Source organism: Aquabacterium sp. (genome assembly GCF_049274795.1).
GTDB lineage: Bacteria > Pseudomonadota > Gammaproteobacteria > Burkholderiales > Burkholderiaceae_C > Aquabacterium.
Window position 1 is genome coordinate 30869 of sequence record NZ_JBASTH010000015.1, and the last position, 13222, is coordinate 44090.

Annotated in this window: 10 protein-coding genes; 8 read left to right on the plus strand and 2 right to left on the minus strand. The window is 65.7% G+C overall.

From position 1 onward, the window contains the following. Window positions 1-24: 24 nt before the first annotated feature. From purN to WAQ08_RS01940, 3 genes are all read left to right on the plus strand, one after another. Window positions 25-672, plus strand: a complete 648-nt coding sequence (gene purN / locus WAQ08_RS01930) for a phosphoribosylglycinamide formyltransferase (RefSeq protein WP_422188949.1) — start codon at window positions 25-27, stop codon at window positions 670-672. 858 nt (window positions 673-1530) lie between these two features. Next, a complete protein-coding gene (locus WAQ08_RS01935) occupies window positions 1531-2514 on the plus strand; it encodes a DUF2167 domain-containing protein (RefSeq protein ID WP_422188950.1) in 984 nt (327 codons plus the stop codon). Window positions 2515-2518: 4 nt separating this feature from the next. Further along, window positions 2519-3253, plus strand: coding sequence for a site-2 protease family protein (locus WAQ08_RS01940; protein WP_422188951.1), 735 nt, complete (start codon window positions 2519-2521; stop codon window positions 3251-3253). Between the two features lie 9 nt (window positions 3254-3262). Here the strand turns inward: WAQ08_RS01940 and WAQ08_RS01945 are convergent, their stop codons facing one another. Both WAQ08_RS01945 and WAQ08_RS01950 read right to left on the minus strand, forming a co-directional pair. Further along, window positions 3263-4222 (minus strand): response regulator, encoded by a 960-nt coding sequence (locus WAQ08_RS01945; RefSeq protein ID WP_422188952.1) that lies wholly within the window; start codon window positions 4220-4222, stop codon window positions 3263-3265. Beyond that, entirely contained in the window at window positions 4206-7817 is a 3612-nt protein-coding gene (locus WAQ08_RS01950; RefSeq protein WP_422188953.1) for an ATP-binding protein, read from the minus strand. The genes WAQ08_RS01945 and WAQ08_RS01950 overlap by 17 nt, the downstream gene beginning before the upstream one ends. Window positions 7818-7979: 162 nt before the next feature. Here WAQ08_RS01950 and urtA point away from each other — a divergent pair, with 162 nt between their 5' ends. From urtA to urtE, 5 genes are all read left to right on the plus strand, one after another. Then, window positions 7980-9236 (plus strand): urea ABC transporter substrate-binding protein, encoded by a 1257-nt coding sequence (urtA, locus tag WAQ08_RS01955; protein WP_422188954.1) that lies wholly within the window; start codon window positions 7980-7982, stop codon window positions 9234-9236. 189 nt (window positions 9237-9425) lie between these two features. Further along, window positions 9426-10340, plus strand: a complete 915-nt coding sequence (gene urtB / locus WAQ08_RS01960) for an urea ABC transporter permease subunit UrtB (RefSeq protein ID WP_422188955.1) — start codon at window positions 9426-9428, stop codon at window positions 10338-10340. A gap of 46 nt (window positions 10341-10386) precedes the next feature. Further along, window positions 10387-11595, plus strand: coding sequence for an urea ABC transporter permease subunit UrtC (gene urtC / locus WAQ08_RS01965; RefSeq protein WP_422188956.1), 1209 nt, complete (start codon window positions 10387-10389; stop codon window positions 11593-11595). Window positions 11596-11635: 40 nt separating this feature from the next. After that, the gene (gene urtD, locus WAQ08_RS01970; protein ID WP_422188957.1) at window positions 11636-12382 is read left to right on the plus strand and encodes an urea ABC transporter ATP-binding protein UrtD; all 747 of its coding nucleotides are present in this window, start codon (window positions 11636-11638) and stop codon (window positions 12380-12382) included. A gap of 126 nt (window positions 12383-12508) precedes the next feature. After that, window positions 12509-13198, plus strand: coding sequence for an urea ABC transporter ATP-binding subunit UrtE (urtE, locus tag WAQ08_RS01975; protein ID WP_422188958.1), 690 nt, complete (start codon window positions 12509-12511; stop codon window positions 13196-13198). Window positions 13199-13222: the final 24 nt, after the last annotated feature.

Consider the following 13222-nt stretch of genomic DNA (forward strand, 5'->3'; position numbering starts at 1 on the left):
CGCCCCCACTACACTCTAGGCCGCATGAAACACATCGTCATTATGATTTCCGGACGCGGCTCGAACATGGAAGCCATCGTGCAGGCCTGTGCGCAAGAGCAGTGGCCTGCCCGGATCGCGGCCGTGGTCAGCAACAAGGCCGATGCCGCCGGGCTGCAGTTCGCGGCCGAGCGGGGCATCGCCACCGCCGTGCTGGACCACAAGGGCTTTGCCAGCCGGGAGGATTTCGATGCTGAACTGGCCAAGGTGATCGACGGTTTCGCCCCTGACCTGGTGGTGCTGGCCGGCTTCATGCGCATCCTGACGACGGGCTTCGTGCGCCACTACGAGGGGCGACTGCTGAACATCCACCCGTCGCTGCTGCCCTCCTTCGCCGGGCTGCACACGCACCGCCGCGCCATTGAAGAAGGCTGCAAGGTGGCCGGAGCCACCGTGCACTTTGTAACACCGGAGCTGGACCACGGCCCCATCGTGGCCCAGGCCGTGGTACCCGTGCTGCCCACGGACACAGAGCAGGATCTGTCAGCCCGCGTGCTGGTGCAGGAGCACGCGATCTACCCACGTGCGGTGCGCTGGTTCGTGGAAGGTGCCCTGTCGGTGGATGCGCAAGGGCGCGTCACGCATACAGGCGGGCAGGCGCAGGCGGTGCTGGCGCCCCAGGCAAACGCCTGAACGCCCCCCCAGCACGTTCAAGGCCTCATCAGGCGCGGCGACGCAGTCGCATCCCGCCAACCACCGCCAGCCCCACACCAGCGCCAAGGCCACACTGCCTGGCTCCGGCACTGCCGTGACGCGCACGTTGTCGATGCCCACCACCTCGATCGGCCCGTCACCGGATTCCAGATTGATGGTCACGCTCTGCAGGCTGGCCAGCACCGATGGCAGGCTCGCGCCCCAGGTCGCTGTGTCCAGCGTCACGCTGTAGGCCTTCCAGCTCGGGGTGGGGTCGGTATCGGCAGGCACGATGTCCAGCGACAGCGAACCAGCCGCCGAACTCAAGGTCACCACGCCGAAACCGGACCAGTTCGGCGGCGTCCCGTTGAGGATCCGCGCATCGAAGGCCAGTGTGCCGCCCGCGTAGGCCGACCAGTCCACCGTGGCACCGCCCAGCGGCAGGCTCAGCAGCACATCGCTCAGGTCCAGGTCAGTGGCCTGCCGAAAGCCATTGCCGCCTTCGGTCTGGTGAACCAATGCCCCACCCGCGTTGAGCGTGAAGCCTTGCGCATCGGTATCGAAGGTGTAAAGCAGATCAGCCTGGGCAGTGCAGGCCGCCATGGACAGGGCCAGGGGCAAAAGGACGCGGGTTGCGCGCATGGGTGGTTCTCCTGAAGTTGGATGAATAGGAAGGGCAGATCGTCCGGAAATCTTCAACATGCGTCCATCGCACGAATCACGTTCATCTCCAAGACAGCATCCGGCAGCGCTGCCCCGCGTCTCCGCAGCAACGACACCGGCCTCTGCTACCCTGCCCGCCAGCCATTGCCAAGGCCTGCTCACAGGGCCCACAACAGTTTTTTCAGGGGAACACTCATGACGACTCGCCATCTGTCCGGGCAGGCATCGCCCGCGCGCGCCACATCACGCCTCTTCACCGCCATCGCCTTGTGCACGGCCTTCGCGTGGGGCCTGCCGGCTTCAAGCGCCTGGGCCGCTGAGCCAGGCATCGCGGCGGATGCGAGCACCGAGGCCACCGCCTCGGCAGATCCTCACGCCAGCGACATGGCCGCCGCGGCCCAGGCCGCCAAGGCCAGCCAGATCGTCGGCCCGGCCGACATCCCGCTCAAGGATCAGGCCATCCTGAAGCTGCCCGCCGGCTATGTGTGGGTGCCCGAGCCCGCCGCCGGCCAGTTGATGCGCGCCATGGGCAACCAGGGCGGCAACAACGAACTGGGCCTGATCTTCCCGCACGATGGCGACCAGCAATGGATGATGGTCGCCCGCTTCGAGAATGCTGGCTACATCAAGGACGACGACGCCAAGAACTGGAACGTCGACGACCTCTTCAAAAGCCTGAAGGACGGCACCGAAGCCGCCAACGAAGAACGCCGCAACCGCGGCTTCAACGAGATCGAGATCATCGGCTGGGTGGAAAAGCCCACCTACGACGCCGCCTCGCGCCGCCTGATCTGGTCCATGTCGGCCAAGGACAAGGGCGCCTCCGCCCAGGATGGCGCCGGCATCAACTACAACACCTATGCGCTGGGCCGCGAGGGCTACATTACCCTGAACCTGATCACCGACCTGCGCCAGGTCGAGCAGGACAAGCACCACGCCCGCACCCTGCTGGCCGCACTGAACTACAACGACGGCAAGCGCTACGAGGATTTCAACGCATCGACCGACCGCACCGCCGAGTACGGCCTGGCCGCGCTGGTGGGCGGCGTGGCCGCCAAGAAGCTGGGCCTGTTCGCACTGGCTGCCGGCTTCCTGGCCAAGTTCGCCAAGGTGATCCTGCTGGGCGGCATTGCCGTGGTCGGCGCACTGACCAAGATCTTCAAGCGCAAGCAGGCCTGATCCGGTGGGCAAGCTGCTCTTGCTGCTGCTCGGCGGCGCGAAGTTCGGCAAGCTGCTCACCACGGGCGGCACCATGCTGATCTCCCTGGTGGTCTATGGCTGGATGTTCGGCTGGCGGTACGCGGCCGGCTTCATCGCGCTGCTGTTCGTGCACGAGATGGGGCACTACATCGCGGCACGCCAGCGCGGGCTGCCGGTGGGTGCGCCCACCTTCATCCCCTTCGTGGGCGCGTGGATCGAGATGAAGCAGATGCCGCACAACGCGGAGACAGAGGCTTACGTGGGGCTGGGTGGGCCGCTGCTGGGCACGGTGGGGGCGCTGGCCTGCTACTTCATCGCACGCGATGGCGGCCACGACATGCGCTGGCTGCTGGCCGTGGCCTATGCGGGCTTCTTTCTGAACCTGTTCAACATGATCCCGGTGTCGCCGCTCGATGGCGGGCGGATCACGGCCGTGCTGTCACCACGCATCTGGCTGCTGGGCGTGCCCGCGCTGATCGGCGTGTTCATGATGCGGCCCAGCCCGATCCTGCTGTTGGTGGCCCTGATGGCGGCGCCGCAGGTGGTCAAGGCATGGAAGTACCGTGCGGATGATCCGGAGAACGGCACCTACTACCAGTCATCGCTGGAAGACAAGCTGACGTACGGCACCGCCTACCTGGGGCTGCTGGCCTTTCTGGCGGTGATGACGCACGACGTGCACGAGATGCTGGGGACGGGCTCGTCCTCGTTCTTCTGAGCCCCAGCCTCACCCCGGAATCGCCCGGCTCGCCAGGGCGGCTGCCGCTGCCCGCGTCTCCACCCCCAGCTTCTCGAAGATGTGTTCCAGGTGCTTGTTCACCGTGCGGTGGCTCATGCCCAGGATGTCCGCGATATCGCGGTTGGTCTTGCCCTTGGCCAGCCAGGACAGCACTTCGGTTTCGCGCGGGGTGAGCGAGGCCACGTCCAGCCGGCTGGCGCCTGCGCCCTCACCGGCCGATACCGATGAGGCACCAGCCGTGGCATTGGCCGCCGCCGGGCGCTCGGTGCTGAGCAGCACCATGGTCTCGCCCAGACCCGCCGCGCCCAGGCTGCGCGCGATCAGGCGGATGCCCACGGCGCCCGCGCGCAAGGCCGGCCCTGCCACCTCGTGCCCGGTCGGGCTGCCCACCAACTGCGCCAGCCATTCCGCCGGCGCGCCACCTTCCAGCTCAGGGAAGGCTTCACGCAGCCAGCGCTCGGCCTGGGGCGAGCGCCAAGCGATGCGCTGGCGCACATCCAGCAGCAGCACGCCGTGGCCACCCACGTCCACGGCCTCACGCGCCAGCCGCGTGACACGGGCATTGCGCATGTGCGTGGCCAGGCGCGCCAGCACTTCTTCGATGCGCACGGGCTTGACCACGTAATCCACCCCGCCGGCCTCGAAGCCCGCCACGATGTCCGAGGTTTCCGACAGCCCGGTCATGAACACCACCGGCACATGCGTCCAGGCCGCATGGGCCTTGATGCGCCGGCAGGTGTCGAAGCCCGACAGGCCGGGCATCACCGCATCCAGCAGGATCGCATCGGGCACCACCAGCTCCAGGCGCTCCAGTGCCTGCTCGCCATCGCGGGCCACCAGCACGGTGTAGCCCTCGGCCGCCAGCGCATCACACAGCATGCGCAGCGTATCGGGTGCATCGTCGACCACCAGCACCGTGCCCAGGTGGCGCTCAGGATTGGGGCTCATCAAGCGGATCCTCGTTCAAGGCTGGCGTCAGGTCGGCCAGCAGTCCATCCAGATCGAAATCGTCCACGCGCTGCTGCAGCGATTGCCAGCGCACCTCGTGTTCAGGGTAGGCCTGGGCCCATTGCGCCAGCGCGCGCGCCACGCCCTGCACATGGCCCATGCGCGCCAACTGGCACAGCTCGGCCGTGGCATCGGGCGGCAAGGCAGCAATCGGCGCGGGCCCACCACCGCTCACCACATGCAGCACCGGCGCGCTGGCCTGGGCCAGTACCGCCCGTGTCTGCGCATGCGCTCGCTGGTGAGCATCGGCGCCCCCCGTCGTACCGTGCCCCACCGTCGCCGGCACCCGCCCATGCCCGGGCAGCGGCGACAGGCCGGTGCTCCACTCGATGTCCAGGTGCTCGCCCAGCGTGTCCAGCAGCTCGGATTCGATTACCGGCTTGGCCACGAAGGCCTGGCACTGCGCCGCGGCCAGGTTCTCGGGCCGGTTCTCGAACACATTGGCCGACACGATGATGATGGGCACGTCGGCAAAGCCGGCTTCGCGGATCGCGCGCGAGGTGCTCCAGCCATCCATGTCGTCCATGCTCACGTCCAGCAGCACGGCATCGGGGCAGGCGTCGCGCACGCTCTCCAGGCATTCCAGCCCGCCGGCCGCTTCGCGCACCTGGAAGCCCAGGGGCAGCAGCATGCCGGCCAGCATCTGGCGCTGGATGGGCTGGTCGTCCACCACCAGCAGGGTCAGGCGCCGGCCGTGGTAGCCGGTGATGGGGCGGTGGCGCGGCCTGTCGCTGTGGCCGTTGCTGACCAGCGGCGTGGCCGGCGCCGCGATCTCGCGCAGGTACACGCGCACGCTGAAGGTGCTGCCCTCGCCCATCGTGCTCTGAACGCTCAGCTCGCCGCCCATCAGCTCGGTCAGCAGGTGCGTGATGGTCAGGCCCAGGCCCGTGCCCGGCACATTGCTGCGCCGCCCGCCGCTGCCACGCTCGAAGGGCAGGAAGATCCGGTCCAGATCCTGCGGCGCAATGCCGATGCCGGTGTCGATCACCTCGAAGCGCAGCACCTCGCGGCGCGCATCCAGCCGCAATGTGACCTGGCCCTTATCGGTGAAGCTCACCGCATTGCCCAGCAGGTTCAGCAAGATCTGGCGCAGGCGCTTGGCATCCGCGTGCACCCAATTAGGTACGCGCCCGCGCGTCTCCAGCCTGAAATCCAGCCCCTTGGCCAGCGATTGCGGCTCGACCATGCGCACCACGTCGTCCAGGAACTCGTGCAAAGGCACAGGGCCGGGGTCCAGCCGCAGGCGGCCGGCTTCTATGCGGGCCAGGTCCAGCAGGCCGTCGATCAGGCCCATCAGGTGCTCACCACTGCGCTGGATGGTGGTCAGTGCACCACGCTTGGGGCCTGTGCGCGCCTCGTCCTTCAACAGGATCTGCGCATAACCCAGGATGCTGTTGAGCGGCGTGCGCAGCTCGTGCGTCATGCCCGCCACGTAGCGTGTCTTGGCTTGGTTGGCCGCCTCGGCCAGTTCCTTGGCCTGCTGCAACGCGGCGTCAGTGCGGCGGTGCGCGTCGATTTCGAGCTGCAGCAGCTGGTTCTGGCGGTTGGAATCGTCCTGCGCCATGCGCCGGCTTTCGCTGGCCAGCACCACCCACCAGGCGCACACGGCCGCCGCCAGCAGCAACAGGGCATACACCTTGACGAAGGGCGCCTGCAGCAGGCTGGGCCCCGCATCGCCCACATGCTCCAGGGCGTGGTTGACCACGCCCTCCTGGTAATAGACCACGCCCAGCACGAAGGCCAACATGGACGCCAGCGCCAGGAACACCACCAGGTAATGCCCCACGCGGAAGTTCACCCGCTTGGACCACTGCACCGGCAGCACCACCCTCAGGCCATGCGACACCTGCTCGGCGGCGCGTGACTTGGATTTGCAGCGGTCATGGCAGCGTGATTCGAGCGTGCAGCACAGCGAGCAGATCGGCGCGTCGTAGGCCGGGCAGGTGGCCATGTCTTCCGACTCAAAGTGGTTGTCGCACACCGAGCATTGCACCATCTGCCCCGGCGCCCAGCCCTGCGGCTCGGGCTGGCGGGCCAGGTAGAAGCGCCCCTTGGTTCCCCAGGCCAGCACGGGCGAGGCCACCAGCGCAATGCCCAGTGCGATGAAGGGCGACCACGCCGCGGCCATGTCACCCATCACGCCCGCGTGCGCCACCATGCCCACCACCGCCGCCAGCAAGGTAGCCCCCAGCCCCACCGGATTCAGGTCATATAAATAGGCGCGCTTGAACTCGATCCCTTTGGGCGACCAGCCCAGCGGCTTGTTGATCACCAGATCCGCCACCAGCGCGCCCACCCAGGCAATGGCCACGTTGCTGTACAGCCCCAGCACGTGCTCCAGCGCGCCGAACACGCCCAGCGTCATCAACAGCACGGCGATCAGCACGTTGAACACCAACCACACCACCCGCCCCGGGTGGCTGTGCGTGAGCCGCGCGAAGAAGTTGGACCACGCCAGCGAGCCCGCATAGGCATTGGTCACATTGATCTTGATCTGCGACACGATCACGAACACCACCGTGGCCCCCAGCGCCCAGGCCGGTGAGGTGAACACCTCGCTGAAGGCGGCCAGGTACATCTGCGTGGGCTCCACGGCCTTGTCCACGGGGATCTCGTGCTGCAGCGCCAGAAAGGCCAGAAAGGCTCCGGCCAGCATCTTGAGCATGCCCGGCACGATCCAGCCCGGCCCGGCCACCAGCACAGCTCCCCACCAGCGCCACCGGTTCTCACGCGTTTTCTCGGGCAGGAAGCGCAGGTAGTCCACCTGTTCGCCCACCTGCACGATCAGCGAAAACGCCACCGTGGCCGCCATGCCGAAGGCCAGCGGCGTGAAATCGCTGCCACCCGTGGTGCGCCCGGCCAGAGTGGTGAACTCCACATAGGCCTCTGGCCGCTGGATGGCCACCGCCACGAAGGGCAGCACGAACAGCACCGCCCACAGCGGCTGCGTCCACAGCTGCAGGCGCGAGATCAGGGTGATGCCGTGCGTCACCAGCGGCACGATCACCAGTGACGAGACGATGTAGCAGACCTCCAGCGGCCAATCGAACAGCATCTCCAGCGCGAGCGCCATGATGGCCGCCTCCAGCGCGAAAAAGATGAAGGTGAAGGTGGCGTAGATCAGCGAGGTCAGCGTCGAGCCCAGGTAGCCGAAGCCCGCCCCTCGCGTCAGCAGGTCCATGTCCAGGCCGTACTTGGCCGCGTAGTAGCTGATGGGCAGCGCCGTCAGGTAAATGATCAGCCCGACCACCAGGATGGCCCACATCGCATTGGTGAAGCCGTAGTTCAAGGCAATGGCGCCGCCGATGGCCTCCAGCGCCAGGAAGGACACCGCTCCGGAGGCGGTATTGGCCACCCGGAACTCGCTCCACTTGCGGAAGGTTCGCGGCGTGTAGCGAAGCGCGTAGTCCTCCAGGGTCTCGTTGGCTACCCAGGAGTTGTAGTCACGGCGAATGCGAAAGATCTTCTGCCGGGCGACGGACACGAACAGGCCCCGTGAAAGAACACATCCCCTGTTCCGCAAGAAGCAGGCCATGCGGATCCATGTGCCCTGCGTACGTCACCTACGTTGAATGACGTATTCAGAGAAAACCCGCGCATACGCAACATAAGGCCCAAGGTTGTACCGACAAGGTGCGTTCACGGGGAACGCACCAAGGCGCAGCGCAAGCACCTTTTTTGTGCGAGGAGTTTTTTAATGTCTCACGACCGCGACGATCACACCAAGCATGACCAGCGCCGCCGCCAGGTGATGCAAGGCCTGGGCGCCCTGCCCCTGATCGGCCTGCCGACCCTGGGCCACGCCCAGGCCACGGCCAAGGTCAACACCACCAAGCTGGCCGTGACCGACACAGAGGTCACCGTGGGACAGCTGCACTCGGCCACCGGCACCATGGCCATCTCCGAGACCGGCTCCATCCAGGCCGAACAACTCGCCATCGATCAGATCAACGCCATGGGCGGCATCCTGGGCCGCAAGATCAAGGTCATCAAGGAAGACGGCGCCTCCGACTGGCCGACCTTCGCCGAGAAGTCCAAGAAGCTGCTGGTCAACGACAAGGTCGCCGCCGTGTTCGGCTGCTGGACCTCGGCCTCCCGCAAGGCCGTGCTGCCCATCTTCGAAAAGGAAAACGGCCTGCTGTACTACCCCACCTTCTATGAAGGCCTGGAGCAGTCCAAGAACGTGATCTACACCGGCCAGGAAGCCACGCAGCAGATCATCTACGGCCTGGATTGGGGCGCGAAAGAGAAGAAGGCCAAGACCTTCTTCCTGGTCGGCTCCGACTACATCTGGCCGCGCACCTCCATGAAGATCGCCCGCAAGCACATCGAATCGGTGGGCAAGCTGGGCAAGGTCGTGGGCGAGGAGTACTACCCCCTGGGCCACACCAACTTCAACTCCCTGATCAACAAGATCAAGGTGGCCAAGCCTGACTGCATCTTCGCCGCCGTGGTGGGTGGCTCCAACGTGGCCTTCTACAAGCAGCTCAAGGCCGCCGGCATCACCGGTGCCAAGCAGTTCCTGCTGACCCTGTCGGTGACGGAAGACGAAATGCTGGGCGTGGGTGGCGAAAACTTCGCCGGCTTCTACAGTTCGATGAAGTACTTCCAGACGCTGACCAACGACAACAACAAGAAGTTCGTCGAAGCGTTCAAGAAGGCCTACGGCCCCAAGGCCGTGATCGGCGACGTGACGCAGGCCGCCTACCTGGGCCCGTGGCTCTGGAAGGCCGCTGTCGAGAAGGCCGGCAGCTTCGATGTGGACAAGGTCGTGGCCGCATCGCCCGGCATCGAGCTCAAGACCGCGCCGGAAGGCTACGTCAAGGTCCACGCCAACCACCACTTGTGGAGCAAGTCGCGCATCGCGCAAGGCCAGCCGGACGGCACCTTCAAGGTCGTCGCCGAATCGCCCGAGCTGATCGAGCCGAACCCGTTCCCGAAGGGATACCAGTGATCCACCCCCTACGGCCTGCGGCCGCCCCCTCAAGGGGGCCACACCGACGGCCCGGCAAAGCCGGATCCGTGGTGTGCGCTGGGCCACCTCTGGTGAGCGCGCGGGTGGTTGCGATCTGAACTGCCTGCTTCCTGCGCCGGCCACTCGGCTGGCGCAGGTTTTTTCGATACACGAGCGACAGGTGCCTCCATGACTTTTTCTGAAATGCTCAACATCGGCCTGATGCAAGGCTTCGCGGGCTTGAGCCTGTTCTCCGTGCTGCTGCTGATGGGCCTGGGCCTGGCGGTGATCTTCGGCCAGATGGGCGTGATCAACATGGCCCACGGTGAGTTCATGACCATCGGCGCCTACACCATCTACATGTCGTCGCTCGTGACCGAGAAGTACGCGCCCGGCCTGATGCAGGCGTACTTTCCCATCGCCATCGCCCTCGCCTTCGTCATCGCCTTCGGTGCCGGCTGGCTGACCGAATGGGCGCTGATACGGCACCTCTACAAACGTCCGCTGGACACCCTGCTCGCCACCTGGGGCTTGAGCCTGGGGCTTCAGCAGTGCTTCCGCAGCTTCATCGGCCCGAAAGAAGTGAGCCCCACCCTGCCCGACTGGCTGATGGGCTCCTGGGCCCCGGCCGAAGGCCTGGACATCCCCATCAACGGCCTGTTCGTGATGTGCCTGACGGCCATCGTCACTGGCCTGCTGCTGCTGGCCCTCTACAAGGCCCGTTGGGGTCTGCGCGTTCGCGCCACGGTGAGCAACCGCGTGATGGCCAACGCCATCGGCATCAACACCAAGAAGACTGACCGCGTCACCTTCGCCATCGGCTGCGGCATCGCCGGTGTGGCGGGCGCAGCCTTCACCACCATCGGCTCGACGGGCCCCACCAGCGGCTCGCTCTACATCGTCGACAGCTTCCTGGTCGTGACCTTCGGCGGTGCCGCCAGCCTGCTGGGCACCGTGGTCTCCGCCTTCGGCATCGCCCAGACGCAATCGATCTCGGAGTTCTTCATGAGCGGCTCAAACGCCAAGGTGCTCACGCTGATGCTGGTGATCATCATCCTGATGCTCCGCCCGCAAGGCCTGTTCGCCGCCAAGGTGCGCCGCTAACTCCTACCACTAGATACCCTGGATTCGACGACTCGGAGCTTTACCCATGACCAAGATTCAAACCTGGATCGCGAACCAGAAGCTGGGCAGCCTGGTGCTGCTGGCCATCCTGCTGATCGTGGTGTTCCCGCTCACGCTGGACATCTTCCGCCTCAACCTGGTGGGCAAGTACCTCACCTACGCCTTCGTGGCACTGGGCCTGGTGATGCTGTGGGGCCACGCCGGCATCCTCAGCCTGGGCCAAGGCGTGTTCTTCGGCCTCGGTGGCTACATGATGGCCATGTTCCTCAAGCTGGAAGCCTCCACGCCTGAGGCCACCAAGATCCAGTCCACGCCGGGCATCCCCGACTTCATGGACTGGAACCAGCTGACGGAGCTGCCCACCTGGTGGCTGCCCTTCAAGAGCCTGCCTCTGTCGATCCTGGCCGTGCTGATCGTGCCCACCTTGCTGGCCCTGATCATCAGCTACGCCATGTTCAAGCGGCGCGTGGGTGGCGTGTACTTCGCCATCATCACGCAGGCCGTGGCCCTGGTGATGACGGTGCTGATCATCGGCCAGCAGGGCTACACCGGCGGTGTCAACGGCATCACCGACCTCAAGACCCTGCTGGGCTGGGACATCCGCACCGACAGCGCCAAGTACGTTCTGTACTACGTGTGCGTGGGCCTGCTGCTGGCCTCGGTGCTGCTGTGCCGCTGGGTGCAACGCTCCAAGCTGGGCACCTTGCTGCTGGCCATGCGCGACAAGGAAGACCGCGTGCGCTTCTCCGGCTACGACGTGGCCAACTTCAAGGTCTTCGCCTTCTGCCTGGCGGCCATGCTGTCGGCCATCGGCGGCGCCATGTTCACCTTGCAGGTGGGCTTCATGTCGCCGTCCTTCGTGGGCATCGTGCCCTCCATCGAGATGGTGATCTTCGCCGCGGTGGGTGGCCGCATGAGCCTGGTGGGCGCCATCTACGGCGCGCTGCTGGTGAACTTTGGCAAGACCTACTTCTCCGAGAGCGCGCCTGACATGTGGCTGTTCCTGATGGCCGCCCTGTTCATCGGCGTGACCATGGCCTTCCCTGATGGGCTGGCCGGCCTGGTGGAAAACAAGCTCAAGCCCTGGTGGGCCAAGCGCCGCGCGGACCGCGTGATCCAGAAGCAGCGCACGTTGGAGGCCCACGCGGCCTACCCCGAGCCCCTGCCCCCCCTGAAGGGCAAGGACAAGGGCGACGGCGCCCTGCCCGACGGCATCAGCAGCCAGCACGGCTGAACCCCGATCTTCGACATCCCACCCTAGGAGCACCCTCACCATGAGCGCCGCCAAGGAATTCGTTCTCTACGTCGAAGACCTCACCGTGTCCTTCGACGGCTTCAAGGCCATCGACAGCCTCAACCTCTACGTCGACAAGGACGAGCTGCGCGTGATCATCGGCCCCAACGGCGCCGGCAAGACCACCCTGCTCGACCTGATCTGCGGCAAGACCAAGGCCAGCAAGGGCAGCATCAAGTTCAACGACACCGAGCTGACCAAGATGGCCGAGCACAAGATCGTGCGGGCCGGCGTGGGCCGCAAGTTCCAGACGCCCTCCATCTACGAGAACCTCAGCGTCTTCCAGAACCTAGAGGTGTCCTTCCCGCAGGGCCGCTCGGTGATGGGCGCCCTGGGCTTCAAATGCACCGACGAGGTCAAGGCCCGCGTGCAGGCCGTGGCCGAAGAGATCGGCCTGGCCGACAAGCTGGAGAGCGAAGCCGGCCTGCTCAGCCACGGCCAGAAGCAATGGCTTGAGATCGGCATGCTGCTGATGCAGGAGCCCGAGCTGCTGATGCTGGACGAACCCATCGCCGGCATGAGCGCCAAGGAGCGCGATCTCACCGCCGACCTGCTCAAGCGCATCTGCAAGAACCGCTCGATGATCGTGATCGAGCACGACATGGACTTCGTCGCGCAGATCGCGTCGAAGGTCACCGTCATGCACCAGGGCAAGATCCTCGCCGAGGGCTCCATGGACCAGGTGCAGAGCGACCCGAAAGTCATCGACGTCTACCTGGGGCATTGATGACCCACCCCCTACGGCCTGCGGCCGCCCCCTCAAGGGGGCACCACCAATGGCCCGGCAAAGCCGGTTCCATGGTGGTCGCTGGGTCAACACCACCGCTGCACACGCAACGATAGGAGCACCTCGATGTTGCAAGTCAAAGATCTGTACGTGAGCTATGGCCAGAGCGAGGCGCTGCACGGCATCTCGTTCGAGGCCAACAAGAACGAGACCGTCGCCATCATGGGCCGCAACGGCATGGGCAAGACCACGCTGTTCAAGAGCCTGATGGGCGTGCTGCCCGCCAAGGGCGGCGAGATCAGCGTGGCCGGCCAGAGCGTGGCCAAGGACGAGAGCTACAAGCGCGTGGCCAAGGGCATCGCCTACGTGCCCCAGGGCCGCATGATCTTCCCCACCCTGTCGGTGGAAGAGAACATCCAGACGGGCCTTGAGAACAGCAAGACCCGCAAGATCCCGGAAGACATCTATGCCCTGTTCCCCGTGCTGTGGGACATGCGCAACCGCAAGGGCGGCAACCTGTCGGGCGGGCAGCAACAGCAACTGGCCATCGCCCGCGCGCTGGTGACCGACCCCAAGGTGCTGCTGCTGGACGAGCCCACCGAAGGCATCCAGCCTTCGATCATCAAGGACATCGCCAAGGCGCTCAACGAGATCCGCAAGCTGCGCGAAATCACGATCGTTGTGTCAGAGCAGGTGCTGTCCTTCGCGATGGACGTGGCCGACCGCCTGTTCGTGATCGAAGGCGGCCGGCTGGTGCACGAGACCAAGCGCACCGACACCGACGTGGCGCACATCAAGCAATACCTGTCGGTCTGACGAAGCTTTTGTACGAAGGAGCAA

What these genes read in the sequence shown, in the direction of transcription:
- purN (WP_422188949.1), top strand. Translation starts at nt 25, where the DNA reads ATGAAACACATCGTCATTATGATTTCCGGACGCGGCTCGAACATGGAA.
- WAQ08_RS01935 (WP_422188950.1), top strand. Translation starts at nt 1,531, where the DNA reads ATGACGACTCGCCATCTGTCCGGGCAGGCATCGCCCGCGCGCGCCACA.
- WAQ08_RS01945 (WP_422188952.1), bottom strand. Translation starts at nt 4,222, where the DNA reads ATGAGCCCCAATCCTGAGCGCCACCTGGGCACGGTGCTGGTGGTCGAC.
- WAQ08_RS01950 (WP_422188953.1), bottom strand. Translation starts at nt 7,817, where the DNA reads ATGGCCTGCTTCTTGCGGAACAGGGGATGTGTTCTTTCACGGGGCCTG.
- urtA (WP_422188954.1), top strand. Translation starts at nt 7,980, where the DNA reads ATGTCTCACGACCGCGACGATCACACCAAGCATGACCAGCGCCGCCGC.
- urtB (WP_422188955.1), top strand. Translation starts at nt 9,426, where the DNA reads ATGACTTTTTCTGAAATGCTCAACATCGGCCTGATGCAAGGCTTCGCG.
- urtC (WP_422188956.1), top strand. Translation starts at nt 10,387, where the DNA reads ATGACCAAGATTCAAACCTGGATCGCGAACCAGAAGCTGGGCAGCCTG.
- urtD (WP_422188957.1), top strand. Translation starts at nt 11,636, where the DNA reads ATGAGCGCCGCCAAGGAATTCGTTCTCTACGTCGAAGACCTCACCGTG.
- urtE (WP_422188958.1), top strand. Translation starts at nt 12,509, where the DNA reads ATGTTGCAAGTCAAAGATCTGTACGTGAGCTATGGCCAGAGCGAGGCG.